Here is a 23167-nt window from a genome sequence, read left to right as displayed (position 1 = left end):
TGCAACACACACAAGGTTCGCAAGCATGCGAGAAACCACGACACTGGATGTAGCCAACCCAAAAGGGACCTATCCATGTCCTTCACCACGTCGCTAGCAGGTCGCAAGTGTGCATCGCTCGATATACGTAGCGGCGAGCAGGTTGTCCTTTTTGGCGAACAACGTGACGACTATCACCAAGGACCGGAGATCAACACTCGAATATGAACATCAGAACACGCGATACGCTTCGAGCCTTGGTTATGCGACGCAGCCGAGAACTGGGAAAGCCCCTGACAGCCCTGGCCAAAGAAGCCGGCATTTCCCGAACCTACCTCTACGGATTGACCGGCGGAGCCTCACAAGATCCCTCAGTACGCACCCTGATCAAACTGGCCAAGGCGTTGCAGGTTTCGCCGCTGCTGTTATTCCGCTACTTCGCCGACCTGGCTGGCGCACCGGGCGATGCCTGTTCAATGGCAACCACTAATCGCGCCACCGGCCTGCGTGACCCCAGCGATATAGCTGTCTTCAACGCGGATGTCACCACCCCAGACCAGACCGTGGTGCTGCCCGGTGAGACGTTTCAGAAAACCTGGGAGATCCAGAACCTTGGCGCCCGCCCGTGGCGCGGTCGGAAATTGGTACGGGTCGACGGCGAATACGTAATCGCTCGCCGCAGCGCGTCCGGCGTTCCCCTGGAAGTGGTGATGGACACCCACCTGCGCAGCCTGAACAACGAAATCCCCATCGCCGAAACCCTGCCCGGCCAGCCGGTACGTATCAGCGTGGAGTTCGGCGCCCCAAGAGAGACCTGCACACTCACATCCATCTGGCGTATCGAAGATGAACAGGGCCAGCCCTGTTATGGACCCGCCTTCATCCTGCATGTAATCGTCAACGTCATGGCACGTTAAGGCCCGACGGGAGCCCCACAAATCTGTCCCAAACTCTGTGCCTGATGACGGGCGTCTATCAATGTAGACCGCAACGGCATTTACACCCCCATAAAAATAAAACCTCGACTACTGTATTAAACCAACTAACCCTCTCTTCCTTATTACCAAAAAATCAAAAAAACACATTGCACGCCCCTTCAACTCATCCAAAAGTCTTACCCCCCTATTAATAGGTTCTTCACGGAATCCCGGGAAACACAGAAACAAGAACGCCGATTTGATGGATGATGTTCGTGCGAGCAAACACATCTAAAAAACCGGCGTTCTTATGCGCAATATTAATACTTTCCTTCCTTTTTGGGAGGGCTTTTCTGTCGTTGCGATCAAACCTGACGGCGATGCCCTTCAAATCGATCTGATCCCCCAGGCCACGCGATTTCCCACCTGTGGTGGCTGCCAAAAGCTCTGTTCAACAACTCATGAGTACTGCGATCGAGTCGTGCGTGACTTGCCGATTCTCGGTCGTGCAGTCCGCCTCAACGTGCAGCTCAGGCGTGTTAGTTGCCGTGATTGTGGCAAGCGCATGGAGGTCGTCAGTTGGCTGGATCGCTATGCCCGCATGACGCGCCGGCTGGCAGAGGCCGTTATTCAAGCCTGCGAACGCCTTCCTACACTGCATGTTGCGCAAATGTTCGGGCTGCACTGGGACACCGTTCGGTTGCTGGAGCGGCGCGCTCTGCAAGCGGCGTTGAGTGCCTTACCCAAGGCCCAACCACGGCGCTTGATAATGGACGAGTTCGCGTTATTCAAAGGTCATCGCTACGCCAGCGTGGTGTTGGACGCTGATACTCGGCGAGTGCTTTGGATCGGCGAAGGCCGTAGCCGAGCGGCAGTCAGACCGTTTTTCGAAGAACTGGGGCCAGAAGGGTGCGCCCGAATTGAAGCGGTAGCGATGGACATGAACACGGCTTATGACCTGGAGGTTCGCCAACACTGCCCAAAAGCACGGGTGATTTATGACCTTTTCCATGTGGTCGCCAAATATGGCCGAGAAGTGATTGATCGTGTTCGCGTTGACGAGGCGAACCGACTGCGCCATGACAAGCCCGCTCGAAAGGTCATAAAGCAAGCGCGATGGTTGCTATTGCGTAACCCGGAGAACCTGAAAAAGCCGGAACAGCAGGTTCATTTACAGGATCTGCTGGCCGCTAACCAATCGTTAATGACGGTCTACTTGATGAAGGCCGAGCTCAAAATGCTCTGGGCGCCGAGCGATGCCTGGGACTGGAGATCAGCCTGGAAGCAGTGGCTGCGTCACGCTCAAGAAAGCGAAATACCCGCACTGATCCAGTTCGCAAAGCGACTAAAGGGCTACTGGCGGGGCATCGTGAGCCGGGTACGCTGGCCAATGCACACTGGTCAGTTGGAAGGAATAAACAATCGAATAAAGGTCATCAAACGAATGGCTTACGGTTACCGGGACAGCGAATTCTTTTTCATGAAGATCAAGAGCGTCTTTCCCGGCAATCCGTGAAGAACCTATTAATAGGTCGTGGTTTTGCAAACAGACGTTGACGCATTTATCCCGCCAGGAATAAGGAACCCCACAGGGGCTGGCGGTTTATCTCAATGGCGCGCGGATCAATGAAGCGTTCGGCGATACCGTGAATTTCGACCTGATGCCCAGCGTGGCCATCGACCACGCTGATGCATGCCGGTTTCAATGTGAAGTTCTGAGTCGCTCAGCGTCTGAACCAATCCGGTACAGGCCCCACCGCATCCCCTACTTAACCTGCGCTTCCTCCAACAGCCAACGCGCAAATACCTGGATGGGCGCGCGGCTCAGTTCAAGCGGTTCGGGTAGCACGAGGCAAAAGGCCTTGGCGACATTCTTCTCTTGTGGCCATGGCGCGACCAGCCGGCCTTGCGCCAGTTCGGCTTCCACGTACAGGCGCGGTACGAGTGCCACGCCGAGCCCCGCCAGCGCGGCTTCGATCAGCATCGCATGCAAATCGTAGCGCGCGCCCATCGCGGCGTTGCTCAGGACAATCCCGGTTTGCTGGGCGTAACGCTGCCAGGCATCCGGGTTCTGTCGTCGGTGTAATCGCGGCAATGAATCCAGAGCCGTTGCCTGCTTGCCCGGCTTCAGCAGGCCAGGGTGACAAACCGGAATTAACACTTCGTTCAACAGGCGGTGCGTCTGCATGCCTGTCCACGCCGGGTGCTCAAAATGGATGGCGGCATCAAAACCGCTGCCGGCGAGCACGAACGGTTCCATACGTTCCGAGAGGTGTACGCAGATATTCGGGTGTTGCTGGCCAAAGCCGGCCAACCGCGGAATTAGCCAGCGCAGGGCAAAGGTTGGGCTGACGGCGATATCCAGGCTGGCGCCGTCGCTGGGCTGGCCCATCAAATACTGGCTGTCCCTGTCGAGCCGGTCGAGTAGCTCGCGCACTTGGGCCGCGTAGCGCTCACCGTTGGGCAAGAGCCGCACACGGTTGCCAACACGCTCGAATAACGTGACCCCCAGAAACGCCTCCAGACGGCCTATCTGCCGGCTGATGGCGCCTTCAGTCAGGGCCAACTCGTCTGCGGCACGGGCGAAACTGCCATGCCGGGCTGCGGCTTCAAAGGCCATCAGGGCAGCGTTACTCGGGAGCTTTCGACGCATGGGCATTCCTGGTTCAAGTCAAGGCCTCCACCTTGATGTTTAATCACTGAAGAGTGCCGAAAAGTCGTTTTATGGATCATTACCGTGTCACTAGCATGATTAAACATCAACCAACGAAGTGACATGATGATTTATACAGTCGAATGCAACTACGCTGACCCCGCGAGCGAAGCTGAGTGGAATGCGTTTTACAGCCTGGAAAAACTGCCAGCGCTGATCTCGGTGAGCGGATTCAGCTCCTCGCAGCGTTTCAAAGCCTTGAGCGGCGATTGCCCGGCCTACCTGGCCCTGCATTCAGTCGACACGCTTGCCGTATTGCAGAGCGACGAGTACCGCCAAAAAGGGGGAGGCAATTTTGCCCGTTGGCAGTCGCACATCACTGATTGGAAGCGCAACCTCTATGCCGGGCTGGACCGGGCAGTTGGCGTGGGCGCGGACGAATTCCTGTTGGTCAGTGAACAAGGCCCTCAAGTACTGATTGGATTAGGCCTTACACCTGTAGCGCTGCACGCGGTTGCGTTGGACAAGAACCCTGCACACCGTTGGCTGGCCAAACTGGGTTGCACTCAGGCAAGGGCCAGCGATCTGCAGGGGCTGAAGGTATATAGCGCAATGACCATGCAGTTACTGTCATGAGCCACGCGGACATAAATCACTGGAGGCTTGCCGGCCGGCACAGGATTGGAATCCATATTTAAGCGCCGAAGCATAATCGTTCTAACAGTGGTCTGAATCGCCCCTGATTTACTGGTCGAATCTGACGGACTGCTTTTAGCCGATTTCTCCCGGTTTGGGGAACCATAGAAATGTGTCCGTTCTGCACAATCGAAAGCAGCCCCTCTCGGGCGGCCACTTCGGGTCGGTATCCCACCTATCGCTTGATCTAGGTTTTGCACGCAACCGCCGCGTGGAGCTGATCCTGGAGCGCTGACGCGTGGGTCTTTTTTTTCCGACGCAGAACAGTGATCATCGCCCTCCCCACCAAAACCCGAGGAAGCGAGACCATGGAATTGACGCTGGAAGCGGTTGCGCTCTTCGCACTGAAACTGGTGTACGAGACCGACGGCGGCAGCCCGGTCTTGCGTGACGATCTGGTGATGGACGGGTACGAGCGGGAAGTGTTTGGGTTACTGGTACGGCAGCGGGATTTGGCTGCGATTCAACGCAAGATCGAGGAATGCGTGGTGCAGGCGCTGGAGGCATTGGGCGGCGCCCACACGGTGCTGGGGCGGGAGTTGCGGCGGTTGGCGACTGACGTGCAAAACGTCCATCAACTCGACGCACTGCCCACGCCGCTAACCACCCTCAAGGACTATTTGAAAGACATCCTGTGAATCGCTGATCAGCGTGCCCGCCGCGGCCAAAAGCGCATGCCCGGTTAGCGCCGCCCTTCAACCGCCATCCGCACGGCCAAGCCCATCAGCACCGAGCCCATCAGCCAGCGCTGCACCACCTGCCAACCGGGCCGGGTGACGAAAAACACCGCGATGGAGCCCGCCATCATGGCAATCATTGCGTTGACGCTCACGCTGATGAAAATCTGCGTGAAGCCCAGCACCAGGGATTGCGTCAGCACACTGCCGTGGCCGTTCGGGTCGATGAACTGAGGCAGCAACGACAGGTACATCACCGCGACTTTAGGATTCAGCAGGTTGGTCACAAAGCCCATCATGAACAGCTTGCGCGGGCTATCCAGGGGCAGGTCCCGCACCTGAAAAGGCGAACGACCACCCGGCTTGACCGCCTGCCAGGCCAGGTAGACCAGGTACAACGCACCGCCGAGCCGCAGCGCGTCATACGCCAAGGGAACCGCCATCACCAATGCGGTGATACCCAATGCTGCGCACAGCATGTAAACGATAAACCCCAACGCCACCCCGCCCAGGGAGATCATCCCGGCCATGCGTCCCTGGCAAATCGAGCGGGAAATGAGGTAAATCATGTTCGGCCCGGGCGTCAGCACCATGCCGAGTGAGATCAGCGCGTAGGCAAGCAAGCTGGACATATCGGGCATTGTTTAGCTCCTGGATTTTTATTCTGCCGGCGTGAAATCCTTCGCCGACGTTGCAGTGTCAGGCGCCATGGTAGGGCGTTGAAAAGCAGGGCGTTAGATACAGATCCACGAGCAAAACGTCATACACCGGCTGACGATTACCGACTCACTCACCCAGGACAGGCACATGATCGACTTCAACAACAAAGGCTTCTTCAAACTCAAACAAAACAACGAATACGCCGAACGCGTCGCCGCCCTGCTGCTGGACGGCGAAGAAGTGATCGATGCCTACAAAGCCATGCGCGACGGCGTGGTCTTCACCACCAAGCGCATCATCGCGGTGAACGTGCAGGGGATTACCGGCAGCAAGAAGGACTTCACCTCGCTGCCGTACAAAAACATCGTGGCGTATTCGGTGGAAACCTCCGGGACGTTCGATCTGGATTCAGAGTTGGAGATTTACTTTTCGTCACTGGGGAAAGTGAAATTCGAGTTCACGGGGAAGACTTCGATTGTTGAAATCTCGCGGATCATTTCCAAGCACCTGCTGGCGTGATCAGCGGGCAGAAAAAGACCTTGGCGTTCCAAGGTCTCTTATTACTGCATGCGCGGCTGATTCAATGGATACGGGCCATGTGAGTTATACCCTGCAATCAAAACTGACAGGCAAGTAGGACCGTTCTGATTTTATCTGATCCCCCTCTTAAGCAGCAGAGCGTTTGCTATGGTCGCGAAAAAACGCAACGGAAATGCTGAATGCTGACGTTCTATACGCTATGGAAAAACCATCCGGAAATCTTCGGAGACGCCGCCCCGTGCCGAACCAACGGCGCGAAAAATTTCAGCGATCAATGCGCGATCAATCTAGGCGTGGCATTGCGCAGATCTGGTGCCGACCTAAGCAGATTAAGGGGGGCGCGCTATTGTTGGCAGCACCCCAAAAGTGAAGGTCACGTACTGGCCGCAGAGGAAATGGCCAAGGCATTAAGCAGCGCCAATATCCCTGGTATACAGCCCGTAAAGAAGGTAAAGCCTGAAGACTTTGAGGATATGTTGGTCGGGCAGCAAGGCATCATCTTCTTCAAAGATTTTTGGCGCAGGAGGAATGAGACGTTTGGCAATCGCAGTGGTGACCACATTGATTTATGGAATGGACGGCGATTAACGGATTGGCTGAGCTACCCGCGAATTCAGTTGGGGTTCTCGATCGAAGGGACGTTCTCGGATTATCACGACTCCAGGGAAATATGGTTTTGGAGGGTTATATGAAGGTATGCAAGGCTGTCGTGTTCGTGTTTTTGGTGGTTGCCGTCGCTGTTGGGGTGTTTAACGGTGTGGTGATGGCGGTGGCGGCGTACTTTGGGCCGTTTTATGAAGGGGATGCGGAGCAGACTCGGAATTTTGGGATTTGGTTGGTGGGGAACGGGGTCACTGTTGTGGGGGCGGTTGTGGGTGGGGTGGTTTGGTATTGCAGGTATTTGGGGCGGGGCTGATGCACCGCGCCCACATTTGAGGGGATGTCCTTATCGGTGTAAGGGCTTCAGAACGACGCAGGTTTTATGTGGGAGTTGTCGAGCCCCAGCGAGGCTGCGATGCAGGCGCTGCGGTCTGGCAGGTGTCACGCGGTGATCCCATCGCAGCCTCGCCGGGGCTCGACAACTCCCACATGGGGTCAGGCGATCACTCAGGTTGAAACGTCGCCAGGTAGGCCAGGATGTTGTCGATCTTTTCCTGATCGCTGATACCCCAGAAGATCATGCGCGTGCCGCTCACCACCTTCTTCGGCGCCTCGATATAGGCCGCGAGTTTTTCCCGGGTCCAGACCACCCCGGAGTTTTTCATCGCATCTGAATACTGATAGTCGGGAGAGGTGCCGGCTGGCCTGCCGATGATGCCGTTGAGTTCGGGGCCAAAGCCGCCGCGCGCGCCCTCGCCGATGCTATGGCAGCCGCCGCAGGTTTTGGCGAAGAGCTTGCCACCCGCTTCGGCATCGCCGGCGGCGCAGGCTGCGCCGGTGTTGAGGATCAGGACGAAGGTCAGTAACGCGCGGTATTTCATAAGGGCTCCACATCAGGTGATACGGGTAATTATGCCGGTTTGTCAGGAACGCATGCCCATCCAGATCACCGCTTCGGTCCACGCTGTCACCACCGGCGCCAGCGTCCTGAACCACGGGTCATCCCGCTCGATCTGCGCGGCCGAGTGATCATGGTGGTGCTGTTCCTCCTCGACGATCGAGGCAATCGCGGCAACGGCCAGCGGGTCGATGTCACGCAATGTGTGGAGTTGATGGGCCAGGTGCGGACCACACTCTCGACCGCAACCGTGGTGGCAACAATCGCTTTGCGGCCGCATAGGCCGGTGATCAGCCCCAGTACCAGGCCGCCGAGACCGCATAGCCAGTAACTGCGGCAGCGGCGGTAACCCCGTCGTCGCAATTCGGCCTCAAGCAAGCGGACCGGAGGTTGGTGGAAAAGCGCCGGTATCGTGCAGCAGCACCCGGCAAAGGCGCAACCTAGACGCGCAAAACGACCATCCATCGCTCAGCGCATATCGGATCGAACCTAATCCGCTCCGCCCCACTCCACCCTACTGAACCCTGATGGTGGAGTAAGGATCATGGCTCAGCCATCGATTTTAGTGCTGGAAGACGACGAAATCATTCGCGCGTTAATGGTGGATGTACTGGAGGACTTCGGCGCACATGTCACCTCGTTTCCTTCGGCGGATGAAGGCATGATCTACCTGGAGCGGGCCGATGACCCGGTGGACCTGATTGTGAGTGATATCCAGATGCCTGGTTTACTCAACGGCTATGACCTGAGTCGAGTGGTGGCCCATCGCTGGCCGTCGGTGCCGGTGCTGCTGACGTCAGGTAACACCGGGCTGGCGGCGCAGCTGGGGGGATCGGTACGCTTCCTGCCCAAGCCGTGGAGCACCGAACATCTGCTCGAATGCGTACAAACCGCACTGACCCGGCAGGGCGCGTCGATGCATTGATAGCGTCGCGATTCACTTTGCTCAACGTCACGACAGGCTGGCAGTGGGCTCCGATTTACGGTGCCCACGGTGAATGACGATTCCCACTCCTGGGTAGTCTCGTTTTGACTCAATAGGTTTATAGCGACTGCCTTCTTACCCGCTGTAAGTTCGGTTCGCGTCGACAGTGTTCGCCGCAAACCGAACTTACAGAGGAAACCGTGATGAATATTTTCTACAGCCATCTGAACTTCGAAAATTCGTTTCTGCCGACCTACTTGAACACACAGGTAGACCACCACTCCCCCTCAAAAACGCCCCCTCAGGGAGCGGCCATTGACGTCAATGGCGAGCAGTCGCCTAAAAAAGACCGCCCCGTGAGCGGGCTGGACAGCCTGGGTCGGGGAAACATCATCTGAGGCGCCCAACCAGAGGCTGCCGACCTGCAGTCTCTTCCTTCTTTCGATCCGCCCGGCCTTAACACAATACTGACATCCGCCGGGTTAACCTTCGCTACCCCCTTGCACAGAGCTTTCAACCCTATGCCTCACGCCGGCACCTTGCCCGACGTCCTCGCCGGCCCGCTGCTGCGGCGCCTTGAACCGCAGCGCCTGGTAATGTGGCTGGTGGGGACGCGGCAACTGCCTTTGACCCTCAGGCTGCACGTCGCCGAACAGAGCCGCGACATCGTGCTGGACCAAGGCCAGTGCCAAATCGTGCCGGTGGGGCGCCAGGCCTTTATCCACTTGATCGACATCCCGTTGGACGAGGCCCTGCCCCAGGACGCGTTGATCGGTTATGACCTGCTGATCGACGGGCGCGGCATCGCCCACTGGGCAGCGCACCTGCTCTATTGCGACGCGCAATCGCCGAGTTTCGTGCTGCATAGCCGTATTCATCAACTGGTCCACGGCTCCTGCCGCAAGCCCCATCACCCGGCGGACGAAGGCTTGCTGTGCGTCGATCGCCTGCTGGCCGACGCCCAGACCGCGGCCCAACGCCCGGCATTGTTGATGATGAGCGGCGACCAGGTGTACGCCGACGATGTCGCCGGGCCGATGCTGCGGGCGATTCATGGGCTGATCGCGCGCCTGGGGCTGTTCGACGAATACCTGGATGGCGCCGTGGTGGACGACAGCGCCAGCCTCTACGGGCATCACGCCAGTTATTACCAGCGGGCCGAACTGCTCCCCGCGCTGGACAGCAACGAGACCTTGCGCGAGCGCTTTTTCGGCGGCGTGAAGAAGCCGATTTTCACCAGCAGCACCGCCGACAATCACCTGGTGACCTTTGCCGAAGTGATGGCCATGTATTTGTTGGTCTGGTCCCCCACTCCCTGGACGCTGATCGCGCCACAGCCGCCGCAACTGAGCGCCGACGCGCAACAGCGTTATGCCCGCGAACAGGTGCAGATCGATCGCTTCCGCAACGGCCTGCCCGGCGTCGCGCGGGTGTTTGCCCATCTGCCCACGCTGATGATCTTCGACGATCACGACATCACCGACGACTGGAACCTCAGCGCGCAGTGGGAAGAAACCGCCTACGGCCATCCGTTCTCCAAACGCATCATCGGTAACGCGCTGCTGGCTTACCTGCTGTGCCAAGGCTGGGGCAACCAGCCGCAGGTATTTGGCCCGCTGATCAACCAGACCCAGGCGCTTGTCGCCCAGGCACAGCACAACCACCTGAACGCGAGTGCGCAGGATCAACTGATCGACACGCTGCTGGCCTTCCAACAGTGGCATTACGTGCTGCCGACCACCCCCGCGCTGGTGGTGCTCGACACCCGCACCCGCCGCTGGCGCAGCGAATTCAACCTCAAGCAACCGTCCGGCCTGCTGGACTGGGAAGCCTTGAGCGAACTGCAACAAGCGCTGCTGGACCACCCGTCGGCAATCATCGTCTCCCCCGCGCCGATCTTTGGCGTCAAGCTGATCGAGACCGTGCAAAAAGTGTTCAGTTGGTGCGGCTACCCGCTGCTGGTCGACGCCGAGAACTGGATGGCGCATCGCGGCGCCGCCCAGGTGATCCTGAATATCTTCCGCCACTCCCGCACACCGGGTAACTACGTCATCCTCTCGGGCGACGTGCATTACTCGTTCGTCTACGAAGTGCTGATCCGCCATCGCAACGCCGGCCCCAAGCTCTGGCAGATCACCAGCAGCGGCATCAAGAACGAATTCCCACCGCGCCTGCTGGAATGGTTCGACCGCCTCAACCGCTGGCTCTACTCGCCGCGCTCCCCACTCAACTCGTTCACCCGCCGCCGCACCATGCAGGTGGTGCCGCATATCCCGGAACACGCCGAAGCCGGTGAACGCTTGTGGAACTCGGCGGGGATCGGCCAGGTATTTTTCAACGAGCAAGGCCAGCCCGAGGCCATTTACCAGCACAACGCCAATGGGAAGGCACCGACGAGGATGCTGGCGCCGAAATAATGGCCTATCGCCACACTTCGGCAGCGGCACAGCCGTTCTATTCAAAGCGTGCAAGCCCCGTTGTACAGTAGCGCCAGCCACGGAGTATCGGCGTCAATTTGACCGGCCTTGGGGCCCACGCAGGAAGCGCGCACATGGACGATACATCCGGCAACAAACCGTCAACTGACCTCAATGCGGACATGTTGCATGCCGTCATTGAACTGGTCAGCGACGGGGTCTGGGACTGGAACGCGAATACGGGGTTCGTTTATCGCAACCCGGGCTGGTACGAAATGCTCGGTTACCCCCGCCACTCCCTGGAGAACAGCGTGTTCACCTGGGAGAACATCATCCACCCCGACGACTACCCCCGCGTGATGACGGTGTTCGATGACTACATCAACCGTCGCTCGCCCTATTACCAAACCGAATACCGTTGCCGCAAAAAAGACGGCAGCTACCTGTGGATCGAAGACCGCGGCTATGTGGTTGCGCGTAACCTCGACGGCTCGGTAGCGCGCATGGTCGGCGCCCATCGCGACATCAATACGCGCAAGTGCGCGATCGAACAGCTCGAACGGCGCAACCAATCCCTTGAAGCCTTGGTTGCCGAACGCACACGCGAGTTGTCGCGGGTCAACCAGCAACTGCAGTTGCAACTGGACGAGAACCGCTCCCTGGCCGAGCGTGACGCCCTGACCCGCGTGGCCAACCGTTATCGCCTGGAGAAAGTGCTGCTGGACGAATGCGAGCGCGCCCAACGCTTTCGCCTGCCGTTGGCCCTGGTCGCCATGGATATCGATGACTTCAAGCCGATCAATGATCGACACGGCCACGGCGTCGGCGACCAGACCCTGATGAGCGTCGTGGAGAGCCTGGAGGCCTGCGTGCGCCCCGGTGACTTGCTCGCGCGCTGGGGTGGCGATGAGTTCGTGGTGGTACTGCCCAAAAGCACCCTGGAGAGCGCAAAAAACCTGGCCGAGCGCATTCGCCAAAGCATGAGCGAAGTACCCACCGTGGGCGACTTCAAAATCACCCTGAGCCTGGGGGTGGTGGAGCGTCATGCGGGTGAAGCCCCCGCCGCCCTGATGGCGCGGGCCGATCAGGCGTTGTATCGCTCCAAGGCGGCGGGGAAGGACATCGTCTCGGAATGAATGCGCGGGTTTGTGGCCCCGAACGGCTGCTTGGCAAGCGCTCCTTCCGATTTGGAATGACCCGGCGACTTTATTTCGTTTGCGGCCCGGCCCGGCTCACGGCTTAGATAAAAAGACGCCCGCCATTGCCGAGTCCGAGATTCATGAGCCGCGAAACCATCAGCCAGTCGATTTCCATCGTCCACCCCATCAGCCTCAGCCACGGCAAGAACGCCGAAGTCTGGGACACCGCGGGCAAGCGCTACATCGACTTTGTCGGCGGCATCGGCGTGCTCAACCTCGGGCACTGCCACCCGGCGGTGGTCGAGGCGATTCGCCAGCAGGCGACCCAACTGACCCACTACGCCTTCAACGCCGCTCCGCACAGGCCTTACATCGAGCTGATGGATCGTCTGAGTGCATTTATCCCGGTGGACTACCCGGTCAGCGGGATGCTCACCAACAGCGGTGCGGAAGCCGCGGAAAACGCCCTGAAGATCGTGCGCGGCGCCACCGGCCGCACCGCGGTGATCGCCTTCGACGGCGCCTTCCACGGCCGCACCCTCGCCACCCTCAACCTGAATGGCAAGGTCGCGCCCTACAAGCAAAAAGTCGGTGTCCTGCCGGGCCCGGTGTATCACCTGCCCTACCCCAGCGCCGACAACGGCGTGACCTGCGCCGACGCGCTGAAGGCCATGGACCGCTTGTTCAGCGTGGAAATCGACGTCAACGATGTAGCCTGCTTCATCATTGAGCCGGTGCAGGGTGAAGGCGGTTTCCTCGCGCTGGATATCGCGTTCGCCCAGGCCCTTCGCCGCTTCTGCGATGAGAAAAACATCCTGCTGATCGTCGATGAAATCCAGTCCGGTTTCGGCCGCACCGGGCAACGTTTTGCCTTCTCGCGCCTGGGCATAACGCCGGACTTGATCCTGCTCGGCAAAAGCATCGCCGGCGGTGTGCCGTTGGGTGCTGTGGTGGGGCGCAAGGCGTTACTCGACAACCTGCCCAAAGGCGGGCTGGGCGGCACATATTCGGGCAATCCCATCGCCTGCGCGGCGGCGTTGGCCACCCTGGAGGTGATGACGGATGCACAGTTGCAGGCCTGGGGCACGCGACAGGAAGAGGCCATCCTGCGCCGCTACGAAACCTGGCGCGCGCAACGCCTGTCGCCTTACCTGGGCCGACTGACCGGCGTCGGCGCCATGCGTGGCATCGAGTTGGCCCACGCCGACGGCACGCCCGCGCCCCAGCAACTGAGCCAGTTGCTGAGCCTGGCGCGGGACGCCGGCTTGCTGCTGATGCCCAGCGGCCAGTCGCGGCACATCGTCCGCTTACTGGCACCGCTGACCATTGAGCCGGCGGTGTTGGAGGAAGGCCTGGACATCCTCCAGGCGTGCCTCAAGCAACTGGACTAGTAACGCGCATCCACCGGCTTGCCGCCGTTGGGCCAGTCTTTGACCTTGTCCGGGAAGTCCGGGCGAGGTTGCCCCGAGAAATACGCCGCGACGTCCACCGCTTCCTGGTCGGACAAACCGCCCTGGCCCAACGGGAACTGCTCGTGGAAGCCGATCGGCATGTTGCGTTTGACGAACGCCGCCGCCGTGTAGGTGCGTGCCATGCCGGCGCCGATATTGAACGACTGGTCGCCCCACAGCGGCGGGTACACCCGCTCGCCGTCGGCACGCGCCAGGCCCTCACCGTTGTCACCATGGCACACCGCGCATTGCTTGGCGTAGACCGCCTTGCCATTGGCCAGGTCCGGTTTGATCGCTGGGTCGACCTTGCCTACACCGCGCCCGGCCACCTTGTCTTCGGGGCGGGTGTTGTTCTTCATCCAGTCGAAGTACGCGACCATCGCCTGCATATCCGCCGATTGCGGCGGCAACGGTTTGCCGTTCATCGAGCGCCGGAAGCAGCCGTTGATGCGTTCTTCCAGGCTCACCACCTTGCCCGCGCGCGGTGCATAGCTGGGGAAGAAGGCCGACACGCCGACGAAGGGCGAACCGTCCGCCACGGTGCCGGCGTTGAGGTGGCAACTGGTGCAATTGAGCGCGTTGCCGACGTTGTCGGGCAGCAATGCCTTGGTTTGCAGGTGCAGGTGCATGCCGCGCACCACCTGGTCGGCGTTCGGCGCCGCGAGCAGGTCGGCCAGGCGCGGGGTTTCGAAAGTGGAGGAGTCGGTCGTGGCCGGGTTGAGCTGATCGCGCAATGTCTTGACCTGCGCGGCGCTGATCGACGTGCCCTGGTTGCCCCAGCGCGTGCGAACGAAACTGAGGATTTCAGCGACCTCCTGGTCCGCCAGCCGGGCAAACCCGGGCATGGTGTAGACCCGTGGGTGAGTGGCCGTTTGTGCGGTCTCCCAACCGGTGAGGGTGATGTGCAGCAGGGATGTCGGGTCGTTCGAGACGATGCTCGGGTTGCCGGCCAATGGCGGGAACAAGCCTTTCACCCCCGCGCCATCACTGCGGTGGCAGTCGCTGCAGAACTGCATATAACCCAGGCCGCCACGGCTGGTGAACAGGTCGGCGGGCGGCGCGGCCGGTGCGCGGGCCACCGACGGCATCGGCAGATCGTCCGGGCCGGGCGGCAGGGATTTCAGATAGCGGGCAATCGCGGTCAGGTCGTCGTCGCTGAAATGCTGGGTGCTGTGGTGAATCACATCGGCCATGTTGCCGGCGACGGTGGCAAAACGGTTCTGCCCGGTCTTGAGCAGTTGCACGGTGTCTTCCACGGTCCACAGGTTGCGCAGGCTCAGCGCGCGCCAATGCTCGACGGTTTCGCCGGCCAGGTAATGCTGGCCGCCGCGCCCGTCGTCGCTCATGGCCTTTTCCTGGAAGGCGATGCCCCGCGGGGTATGACAGGAGCCGCAGTGGCCCAGGCCCTGGACCAGATACGCGCCACGGTTGAGCTGCGCGTCACGGCCGGGGTCGGGCTGGAACGCTTGCTTGTCGAGAAAGGCGAAGTTCCACAAGGCCAGGCCCCAGCGCTGGTTGAACGGGAAGCCCATGTCCGCCTCGAGGTTGGTCTGCCGCACGGGTTCCACGCCTTGCATCAGGTAGGCGTACAAGGCGCGCATGTCCTCCTCGCTCATCTTGGCGTAGGACGGATACGGCATCGCCGGGTACAGGTTCATACCCGCGGGTGTGACACCTTCACGCATGACTCGGTCGAACTGTTCGAAGCTGTAGGCGCCAATACCGGTCTCGCGGTCCGGCGTGATGTTGCTCGAATAGATCGTGCCCATCGGCGTGCTCAGCTCCAGCCCGCCGGCCATCGCGTTGCCTGACTTGGCGGTGTGGCAAGCGATGCAGTCACCCAATTGCGCGACATATTTGCCGTGCTCGATCAGTGCGGTATCGGCGGAATTGGCGTGCAGGGGTAGCGTCAGACCAAGCGTCGCCCCCAGCAAGGCCAGGCGTGACAGAGAAAGCGCCATTGCATTAGTCCTTTAATGACCTCGCGTGGGGAAGCCCCCTCGGCGCAGGTCCGTTGTCGTTTTTATGGGTTCATCAGACCTTTGTGTTGTAACGGGTTTGGCGCTGCGGGGTTTTGATGTGGGTCAGGCTCAAACCGTAAGGGTGCCACCCACTGACCGTTGATAAGGAAACCCTTGAACACATGTACGTATTTCTGTACGTCTCGTACCATCAAGCGAGGACATACCCATGGAAACAATCAACTACACCAATGCCCGTGCCCATCTCTCCGAGACAATGGATCGGGTTAATGACGATCACATCCCGTTGCTGCTCACCCGGCAAAAAGGTGAGCCCGTGGTGATGATCTCGCTATCGGAATTCAATGCCCTTGAAGAGACGGCCCCGAACCACTCAAACACAACCTCAGTGGCTTCTGGTCTCGGCGAATCACCGCCGAACATCACTTGGTCTATGGCATAGAGGATGATGAGATTCAGGTCTTGATGTGTCGTTATCACTATTAACGGGGAATACCTGTTGAAGCCGACTGCCCTGGTCCGCGCCTGAAAACATCCGACGCTTTTCTGCAGGGAAGCACACTGGCACTGGCACCGTCGATACTGTCGAGCGGCGCCTGGGCGGGCGGTACGGTCATCGGCAGCCTGTTGGGCATGCGGGCTGACCGTAGGTCTGTTTTGCGGGCGCTGGCCGCCTTGCGTCGCAATAAGGGCATTGTGCTGCCTTGACCTGCCCCCCCTCCCCGCCGAAAATGCCCGACGCTTTTTTGTCCCTGTTTACTGAAGTAGTGAAATTTCAATGCCCGATTCCTACACCGCTGAATCCGCCGAAGAATCCGTAGTCGCCTTGCAATCCAAAGCTGAATACGAAAACGCCATCAATCTTTCACAGCATGTGCCAGCGGCCAAGATCATCAGCGAGATGGTGCTGGACGCGTTCCACACCTCCAAGGAAAGCGACCAGATCCGCGAGTTGCGCGTGGCCATCCGCCAGGCCCACGATGCCTTCGACGACGACAAGGCCTACGACCTGATGGGCCAACTCAAGCAGCTCAAGGACGCCGAAGCCGCCGACAACATCGCCCTGGAAGACCTGAGCAGCAAGTTCTCGATCAGCCGCATCCTGTCCAGCTTCAAGGACGACCCGGCGTTTCAGGAGCTGGTCTACGGCCTGGCCCTCAAGGTGCTGAACCAGTCCCACCAGGCCATCAGCAACCCGAGCGCCGGCAAGGGCAAGGCCTCGCGGCCGAAGAAAGAAGCCGAAGTGTTTGTGATCAGCAAGGATGGCATCAGCGTCACCCTGCCGCTGCGCACGCCGCGCTCGAAGCTCAATGTCGACCGTGAAGCGTTCGAGTTCCTGGGTTTCAGCTTCGTGGGTGAAGGCGATGACGCCGAGCTGGAAGTCGAGAGTTTTGTGGATAACGCCGGCGCCGAACAGCCGTTGAGCCGCAAGAGCGTGATCACGGCGTTGCAGCAGCAGACCGCGTTCGATGGGTACAGCATCGCGCAGCAGTAGTACCGCTGAACCCAATGTGGGAGGGGGATTGCTCCCTCCCACATTGGTTTTGTATTGGGTTAAACGCTGCGCTGGACCTGCGCCGCAAACACCTCGCGAAACCGCTCCATCTCGTGCTTGTTCCCCACCGTCACCCGCACCCACTGCGGCCAACTCTTCCATACGCGGCCGATCATCACACCTTGCGCGGCCAGTTTCTCGATCACCTGCTCCGCCGGTTGCTTCACGTCGATCATGAAGCAGTTGCTCTGCGACACTGTGCAGGTGAACCCACGGGCCTTGAGCCAGGCGACGGTCTCCTCGCGCAGTTGCGCGTTCAGGGCCTTGCGTTGCGGCAACAGCTTGACGTCTTCGAGGCTGGCCTGCGCACCGAGCAAGCCGCTGCCGGCTGGGACGTTGTCGCCCCCGAACACCGCGAGGCGCGCCAGCAACGCCGGGGCGCCGATCGCCAGGCCCACGCGCGCGCCGGCCATGCCGTAGATTTTCGAGAAGGTGCGCAACACCAGCAGGTCGTCGTGTTCCTTGACCCAACTGACACAGCTGGGGGCGTCGGCGAAGTCGATGTACGCCTCGTCCACCACCAGCACGCTGCCTTGGGGTTTGTTCGCCAGCGCGTGGCGGATGGCCTCGGTGGACGTCAGGGTACCGGTGGGGTTATTCGGGTTGCACAGGTAGAGCATGCCCGCCTGGGGATCGGCGGCGAGCATCGCGGGGATGTCGTGGGCGTGCTCGGCCGTGAGGCTCACTTCATGCACCGGCGCCCCGCTCGCCTCGGCCGCTTGGCGCGGCACCTCGTAGGACGGCGTGGCCATCACCAGCCCGCGGCTTTCGCCGGTAAACGCCAACACCGCGTAGCGCAGCGCCGCCATGGAGCCGGAAAACACCGCAACCTGTGCTTCGGCAATCCCCTGCTGCCGGGCAAACAACGCGGTCAAGGCGTACATGTGGCCGTAGGGATAACGCCCGGCCGTGGCAATCGCGCCCTGCATCGCCTCGCGGGCGGCGCCCGAGGGGCCGTAGGGGCTTTCGTTATAGTTGAGCCGCACCTTCTCAGCCTTTGCCGGCGGTGGGCTGGCGACTGCCCAGTCCAGGCGCCCGAGCAAGGGCAAGGCCGCGCCCAAGGCGAGAAGGGACCGACGACTAACGCTGACCATGGTGACAACTCCTTGTACGCGGGTAATGGATTCGCACAGCTCGTACAGTGAGGTATGACGAGAAAGGCGCCGGCCGATTTAATCCCGCGCCCAAGAAAAAGCCCCGCACTTCTCACGAAGGCGGGGCTTGTTCACTGCTTGGAACCACTCAGGGCGCGTAGGTCAGCAACAGCTCTCTCGGCACCTGGAAATCCAGGGACATCATCACGCTGAGCGCGGTGATGGTGAAGATCGAGAACACGAACAGCTTGCGTGCCCACACGGTGTCGTCCACCGCCTTGTAACCGGTCCAGGCCATGTACAACCAGTACATGCCCATGGCGGCGGCGACGGCAAGGTAGCTCATGCCGGCGTAGCCACTGAAGGTCAACATCAAGGTCGCCACGAGGAAGGCCAGGATGTACAGCAGGATGTGTTTCTTCGCCACCTGGATGCCGCGCTTGACCGGCAGAACCGGAATCGACGCAGCCAGGTAGTCGTTGAAACGGAAGATCGCGATGGCATAGGAATGCGGCATCTGCCACAGGCTGAACATCACCAGCAGCACCAGCGCGGCCATGTCGAAGCTATTGGTCACAGCCACATAACCAATCACCGGCGGCATCGCCCCCGACAGACTGCCCACCAGCGTGCCGTGAACCGACTTGCGCTTGAGGTACAGGCTGTAGAGGCCGACATAAATGACAAAGCCGATCACGGCAAACAGTGCCGCCAACGGGTTGGCCACCTTGTACAACAACACCACGCCGGCAACACCCAGGACGGTCGCGAACAGCAGTGCCAGTTTCAGGGAGATAAGGCCCTGGACCAGCACGCGATTCTTGGTGCGTTCCATCTTGATATCGATGTCGCGGTCGATGCAGTTGTTGAACACACAACCGGAAGCTACCACCAGGGACGTGCCGATCATGGCGGCCAGGAAGATGGCCAGATCGACATGTCCCTTGGAGGCCAGGAAGAAGCCGCCTGCCACAGAAAGCACGTTACCGAAAATGATCCCCGGTTTGGTGATTTGGATAAAGTGCTTAAGCGACATCGGGTCTTACCTCACTTCGCCATCATGTAGGTGTGGATGCTGAACATGATCCACAGCGACAGACCAACCAGCAGAACGATCACCAGGCCTGCGAACACGAACGCAATCACGTTCTCGCGCTGGGCCTCGGAGCGGTCCAGGTGCAGGAAGTACACCAGGTGAACCAGGACCTGAATCACCGCGAACGCCAGGACGATCATCAAGGTGATCGACTTCGGCAAGGTTGGGTACATCACGAGGCCGAACGGGATCAGGGTCAGGATGACCGACAGGATGAAGCCGATAGCGTAAGTCTTTACGCTGCCGTGACTCGCATCATGGCTGTCATGGGAGTGTGCATTAGCCATTACAGGGTCCCCATCAAGTAGACGACGGTGAATACGCAGATCCAGACCACATCCAGGAAGTGCCAGAACAGGCTCAGGCAGTTCAGGCGAGTCTTGTTGGTGTTGGTCAGGCCGTGTTTATTGACCTGATACATCATCATCGCCATCCAGATCAGGCCAGATGTCACGTGCAGACCGTGGGTCCCCACCAGCGTGAAGAACGCCGACAGGAAGCCGCTGCGGCTAGGGCCGTAGCCTTCGGAGATCAGCAGGTGGAACTCGTTGATCTCCATGCCGATGAAGCCCAGGCCGAACAGGAAGGTCAGGCCCAACCAGGTCAGTACGCCCTGCTTGTTGCCCTTGTAGAAGGACAACATGGCGAAGCCGTAGGTGATCGAACTGAACAACAGCAAGGCGGTTTCGCCGAGCACGTAAGGCAGTTCGAAGATGTCGTGGCCCGCCGGGCCACCCGCTACGTTGTTTACCAGTACCGCGTACACCGCGAAGATCGACGCAAACAAGATGCAGTCGGTCATCAGGTAGAGCCAGAAACCGTAGACGGTTACCGGGCCCGAGTCGTGGTGATGGTCATCGTGCCCATGGTCATCGACATGGGCGTGTCCAGCATTGGTCACTAAGTTCGACATGGTTTAAGCCTGTTCCAACGAGGTTTCTACACGGTTGGCCGGGATCTTCTTCTCGGCCACCAGGCGAGCGTGCTGCTCGGCTTCGATGCGCTCGATCGTTTCGACCGGCACCATGTAGCCTTGATCATCACGTGCAGCGTGGACAATGAAGTAGCCGATGGTGCCCACCAGGCTCACGATTGCCAGCCACCAGATGTGCCAGATCATCGAGAAACCGAACACGGTCAACAGCGCACCCATCACCACGCCAGTGGCGGTGTTGTTTGGCATGTGGATCGGTTCGTAGTGCTTAGGCCGCTGGTACGCAGTACCGTTTTCCTTGGCTTCGGTGAACGCATCGATGGTGTTCGCGGTAGGAATCACGGCGAAGTTGTAGAACGGAGGTGGCGACGAAGTCGACCATTCCAGGGTGTGGCCGTTCCATGGGTCGCCCGACTCGCACATGTTCTGCTTGCGGTCACGCACGCTGACATACAGCTGGATCAGCTGGCAGGCGATACCCACCGCGATCAGCACCGCACCGACCATGGCGACGTACAGGTACGGCACCCACTCAGGGTTGGTGGTGGCGTTCAGACGACGGGTCATGCCCATGAAGCCCAGTGCATAGAGCGGCATGAACGCGACGAAGAAGCCCGAGATCCAGAACCAGAATGCAGCCTTGCCCCAACCGTCGTGCAGCTTGAAGCCGAACGCTTTCGGGAAGAAGAAGCTGAAACCAGCGATGTAACCGAATACCGCACCGCCGATGATCACGTTGTGGAAGTGAGCGATCACGAACAAGCTGTTGTGCAGCACGAAGTCAGCACCCGGGATGGCCAGCAGTACGCCGGTCATACCGCCGATGGCGAAGGTCACCATGAAGCCCAGTGTCCACACGACCTGGCTGGTCATACGCAGACGGCCGTGGTAGATGGTGAACAGCCAGTTGAATAGCTTCACCCCCGTCGGGATCGAAATCAGCATCGTCGCCAGGCCGAAGAAGGCGTTGACGCTGGCCCCCGAACCCATGGTGAAGAAGTGGTGCAGCCACACCATGAAGCCCAGTACCGAGATCGCACCGGAGGCGTAGACCATCGAGTGGTGACCGAACAGGCGCTTGCCGGTAAAGGTCGAGATCACTTCGGAGAAGATACCGAACGCTGGCAGGATCAGGATGTACACCTCAGGGTGACCCCATGCCCAGAACAGGTTCACGTACATCATTGGATTGCCACCAAGTTCGTTGGTGAAAATGTGGAAATCCAGGTAACGGTCAAGCGACAGCAGTGCCAGCGTAGCGGTGAGGATCGGGAACGAAGCCACGATCAGCACGTTGGCCCAGGTGCAGGTCCAGGTGAAGATCGGCATGTCCATCATCTTCATGCCAGGGGCGCGCATTTTCAGCACGGTGGCCAGGAAGTTGACCCCCGTCAGCGTCGTCCCGAGCCCTGATAACTGTAGCGCCCAGATGTAGTAGTCCACACCCACGCCCGGACTGTATTTCAGGCCCGACAATGGCGGATACGCAACCCAACCGGTCTTGGCGAATTCGCCGACGCCCAGGGACACGTTGATCAGCACCACGCCAGACACCAGCAGCCAGAAGCTCAGGGAGTTCAGGAACGGGTAGGCAACGTCGCGGGCACCGATCTGCAGCGGCACTGCAAGGTTCATCAGGCCGGTGAAGAAAGGCATCGCCATGAAGATGATCATGATCACACCGTGAGCGGTGAAGATCTGGTCATAGTGTTCAGGCGGCAGGTAGCCTGGCGCGCCCTCAGTGGCCATGGCCAACTGGGTACGCATCATGATGGCGTCGGCAAAACCACGCAGCAGCATGACCATGGCAACGACGATGTACATCACACCGATTTTCTTGTGGTCGACCGAAGTCAGCCACTCAGTCCACAAGTAGGTCCACTTCTTGAAGTAAGTGATACCCCCAACCAGTGCCAGACCACCCAGCGCGATCATGGCGATGGTAATCATCACAATCGGCTCGTGGAACGGGACCGCATCCCAACTTAATTTACCAAACATCGTTTACTCCTCTGCCCCAGCAGTTGAATGCGAGCCCGTGTCAGAACCTTCAACCGCAGCCACTTCTTTCTTCTCGTGCTTGACCGGCTTGCCTGGTTTCATGCCTTCGTACTTGTCGACGACTTTCTGAAACAGGTCAGGCGTGTAAGTGGAGTACAGCGCGACTGGGTTGTTCTGGCTTGGTTTGGCAAGGGCTTCGTATTCAGCTTGATCAAGCTGTTTAGGTGCGGCCTTGACTTCGGCTACCCAGGCGTCGAATTCTTCCTGGCTCGTCGAGATCGCTTTGAATTTCATGCCGGTGAAACCTGCGCCGCTATAGTTGGCGGAGATGCCGTCCATTTCAGCTTTCTGGTTGGCAATCAGGTGCAGCTTGGTCTGCATGCCGGCCATCGCGTAGATCTGGCCACCCAGGCCTGGGATGAAGAACGAGTTCATCACAGTGTCGGAGGTGATCTTGAAGTTAACCGGGGTATGTTCCGGGAACACGATCTTGTTGACGGTGGCGATACCCAGGTCCGGGTAGATGAACAGCCACTTCCAGTCCAGCGCGACCACTTCGATATTGATCGGCTTGACCTCGGAGTCCAGCGGACGGTACGGGTCCAGCGCGTGGGTGGACTTGTAGGTCACATAACCCAGGGCAATGATGATGAGGATCGGAACCAGCCACACCGCGATTTCAATCTTGGTGGAGTGCGACCACTTCGGCGCGTAAGTCGCCTTGGTGTTCGACGCGCGGTATTTCCAAGCGAAGGCGAAGGTCATGATGATCACAGGGACCACGACCAGCAACATCAGCAGGGTGGCAGTGATGATCAGGTTGCGTTCATCCAGACCGACCTGTCCTTTTGGGTCGAGCAAGGACCACTTGCAGCCTCCCAGCATTAACATCATGCCAAGCAGCGGCAAAAAGCCTAGTAATCGGGGGTACCTGTTTTTACTCATCTCACGAC

At 59.6% G+C, this 23167-nt stretch carries 24 protein-coding genes and 1 pseudogene; 14 read left to right on the top strand and 11 right to left on the bottom strand.

What is annotated here, in order from left to right; genetic code table 11:
• The first annotated feature begins 242 nt into the window (after positions 1-242).
• Together C5F70_RS29985 and C5F70_RS29980 are read left to right on the top strand one after the other, a co-directional pair.
• Complete coding sequence (locus C5F70_RS29985) at positions 243-896, top strand: NBR1-Ig-like domain-containing protein (RefSeq protein ID WP_017846744.1); 654 nt, start codon at positions 243-245, stop codon at positions 894-896.
• A 310-nt stretch (positions 897-1206) separates the two neighbouring features.
• Complete coding sequence (locus tag C5F70_RS29980) at positions 1207-2412, top strand: ISL3 family transposase (protein WP_104904490.1); 1206 nt, start codon at positions 1207-1209, stop codon at positions 2410-2412.
• Between the two features lie 249 nt (positions 2413-2661).
• On the opposite strand, the gene C5F70_RS29975 is transcribed toward C5F70_RS29980, so the two are convergent.
• Complete coding sequence (locus tag C5F70_RS29975) at positions 2662-3549, bottom strand: LysR substrate-binding domain-containing protein (protein ID WP_017846743.1); 888 nt, start codon at positions 3547-3549, stop codon at positions 2662-2664.
• Between the two features lie 126 nt (positions 3550-3675).
• Here C5F70_RS29975 and C5F70_RS29970 point away from each other — a divergent pair, with 126 nt between their 5' ends.
• On the top strand, positions 3676-4185 hold the full coding sequence (locus C5F70_RS29970; protein WP_026139993.1) for a hypothetical protein: 510 nt from the start codon (positions 3676-3678) through the stop codon (positions 4183-4185).
• A 368-nt stretch (positions 4186-4553) separates the two neighbouring features.
• Positions 4554-4883 carry a hypothetical protein gene (locus tag C5F70_RS29965; protein WP_017846741.1) on the top strand — a complete coding sequence of 110 codons (330 nt, stop codon included), beginning with the start codon at positions 4554-4556 and terminating at the stop codon, positions 4881-4883.
• A gap of 44 nt (positions 4884-4927) precedes the next feature.
• Here the strand turns inward: C5F70_RS29965 and C5F70_RS29960 are convergent, their stop codons facing one another.
• The gene (locus C5F70_RS29960) at positions 4928-5563 is read right to left on the bottom strand and encodes a LysE family translocator (RefSeq protein ID WP_046382117.1); all 636 of its coding nucleotides are present in this window, start codon (positions 5561-5563) and stop codon (positions 4928-4930) included.
• 166 nt (positions 5564-5729) lie between these two features.
• Between C5F70_RS29960 and C5F70_RS29955 the strand changes: the two genes are divergently transcribed.
• Positions 5730-6101, top strand: a complete 372-nt coding sequence (locus C5F70_RS29955) for a PH domain-containing protein (RefSeq protein ID WP_017846739.1) — start codon at positions 5730-5732, stop codon at positions 6099-6101.
• Positions 6102-6301: 200 nt separating this feature from the next.
• Complete coding sequence (locus C5F70_RS29950) at positions 6302-6814, top strand: type VI secretion system amidase effector protein Tae4 (RefSeq protein ID WP_104904489.1); 513 nt, start codon at positions 6302-6304, stop codon at positions 6812-6814.
• A gap of 411 nt (positions 6815-7225) precedes the next feature.
• Here the strand turns inward: C5F70_RS29950 and C5F70_RS29940 are convergent, their stop codons facing one another.
• Complete coding sequence (locus C5F70_RS29940; RefSeq protein ID WP_104904488.1) at positions 7226-7603, bottom strand: cytochrome c family protein; 378 nt, start codon at positions 7601-7603, stop codon at positions 7226-7228.
• A 42-nt stretch (positions 7604-7645) separates the two neighbouring features.
• Positions 7646-8085 (bottom strand): annotated as a pseudogene (locus C5F70_RS31675) (demethoxyubiquinone hydroxylase family protein).
• Between the two features lie 79 nt (positions 8086-8164).
• Here C5F70_RS31675 and C5F70_RS29930 point away from each other — a divergent pair.
• The 5 genes from C5F70_RS29930 to C5F70_RS29910 all read left to right on the top strand — a co-directional run bounded on the left by C5F70_RS29930 (position 8165) and on the right by C5F70_RS29910 (position 13492).
• Entirely contained in the window at positions 8165-8545 is a 381-nt protein-coding gene (locus tag C5F70_RS29930) for a response regulator (RefSeq protein WP_017846735.1), read from the top strand.
• A gap of 203 nt (positions 8546-8748) precedes the next feature.
• Positions 8749-8943, top strand: a complete 195-nt coding sequence (locus C5F70_RS29925) for a hypothetical protein (RefSeq protein ID WP_104904487.1) — start codon at positions 8749-8751, stop codon at positions 8941-8943.
• A gap of 123 nt (positions 8944-9066) precedes the next feature.
• On the top strand, positions 9067-10962 hold the full coding sequence (locus C5F70_RS29920; RefSeq protein ID WP_104904486.1) for an alkaline phosphatase D family protein: 1896 nt from the start codon (positions 9067-9069) through the stop codon (positions 10960-10962).
• A gap of 134 nt (positions 10963-11096) precedes the next feature.
• Positions 11097-12098, top strand: coding sequence for a diguanylate cyclase domain-containing protein (locus C5F70_RS29915; protein ID WP_104904485.1), 1002 nt, complete (start codon positions 11097-11099; stop codon positions 12096-12098).
• A 143-nt stretch (positions 12099-12241) separates the two neighbouring features.
• Positions 12242-13492 (top strand): aspartate aminotransferase family protein, encoded by a 1251-nt coding sequence (locus tag C5F70_RS29910; protein ID WP_104904484.1) that lies wholly within the window; start codon positions 12242-12244, stop codon positions 13490-13492.
• On the opposite strand, the gene C5F70_RS29905 is transcribed toward C5F70_RS29910, so the two are convergent.
• Positions 13489-15513, bottom strand: coding sequence for a c-type cytochrome (locus C5F70_RS29905; protein WP_104904483.1), 2025 nt, complete (start codon positions 15511-15513; stop codon positions 13489-13491). The genes C5F70_RS29910 and C5F70_RS29905 overlap by 4 nt on opposite strands.
• Positions 15514-15742: 229 nt before the next feature.
• On the opposite strand from C5F70_RS29905, the gene C5F70_RS29900 reads away from it, so the two are divergent.
• From C5F70_RS29900 to C5F70_RS29890, 3 genes are all read left to right on the top strand, one after another.
• Positions 15743-15976 carry a type II toxin-antitoxin system Phd/YefM family antitoxin gene (locus C5F70_RS29900; protein WP_256588314.1) on the top strand — a complete coding sequence of 78 codons (234 nt, stop codon included), beginning with the start codon at positions 15743-15745 and terminating at the stop codon, positions 15974-15976.
• The gene (locus tag C5F70_RS31315) at positions 15943-16020 is read left to right on the top strand and encodes a type II toxin-antitoxin system YoeB family toxin (RefSeq protein ID WP_256588433.1); all 78 of its coding nucleotides are present in this window, start codon (positions 15943-15945) and stop codon (positions 16018-16020) included. The genes C5F70_RS29900 and C5F70_RS31315 overlap by 34 nt, the downstream gene beginning before the upstream one ends.
• 292 nt (positions 16021-16312) lie before the next feature.
• Positions 16313-17029 carry a hypothetical protein gene (locus C5F70_RS29890; protein ID WP_017846728.1) on the top strand — a complete coding sequence of 239 codons (717 nt, stop codon included), beginning with the start codon at positions 16313-16315 and terminating at the stop codon, positions 17027-17029.
• Between the two features lie 59 nt (positions 17030-17088).
• Here the strand turns inward: C5F70_RS29890 and C5F70_RS29885 are convergent, their stop codons facing one another.
• The 6 genes from C5F70_RS29885 to cyoA form a co-directional block, all read right to left on the bottom strand.
• The gene (locus C5F70_RS29885; protein WP_104904482.1) at positions 17089-18183 is read right to left on the bottom strand and encodes a pyridoxal phosphate-dependent aminotransferase; all 1095 of its coding nucleotides are present in this window, start codon (positions 18181-18183) and stop codon (positions 17089-17091) included.
• A gap of 148 nt (positions 18184-18331) precedes the next feature.
• Positions 18332-19219, bottom strand: a complete 888-nt coding sequence (cyoE, locus tag C5F70_RS29880; RefSeq protein WP_017846726.1) for a heme o synthase — start codon at positions 19217-19219, stop codon at positions 18332-18334.
• An 11-nt stretch (positions 19220-19230) separates the two neighbouring features.
• Positions 19231-19566: a cytochrome o ubiquinol oxidase subunit IV gene (cyoD, locus tag C5F70_RS29875; RefSeq protein ID WP_017846725.1), complete on the bottom strand. Its 336-nt coding sequence runs from the start codon at positions 19564-19566 to the stop codon at positions 19231-19233.
• Complete coding sequence (locus C5F70_RS29870; protein ID WP_017846724.1) at positions 19566-20192, bottom strand: cytochrome o ubiquinol oxidase subunit III; 627 nt, start codon at positions 20190-20192, stop codon at positions 19566-19568. Before C5F70_RS29870 ends, cyoD begins: the two co-directional genes overlap by 1 nt.
• A 3-nt stretch (positions 20193-20195) precedes the next feature.
• Entirely contained in the window at positions 20196-22214 is a 2019-nt protein-coding gene (gene cyoB / locus C5F70_RS29865; protein ID WP_104904481.1) for a cytochrome o ubiquinol oxidase subunit I, read from the bottom strand.
• A gap of 3 nt (positions 22215-22217) precedes the next feature.
• Positions 22218-23159 (bottom strand): ubiquinol oxidase subunit II, encoded by a 942-nt coding sequence (cyoA, locus tag C5F70_RS29860; RefSeq protein WP_026139992.1) that lies wholly within the window; start codon positions 23157-23159, stop codon positions 22218-22220.
• Positions 23160-23167: the final 8 nt, after the last annotated feature.

The organism is Pseudomonas sp. LH1G9 (assembly GCF_002949975.1).
Taxonomy (GTDB): Bacteria; Pseudomonadota; Gammaproteobacteria; order Pseudomonadales; family Pseudomonadaceae; genus Aquipseudomonas; species Aquipseudomonas veronii.
This window is presented reverse-complemented; position numbering and strand designations above follow the sequence as displayed.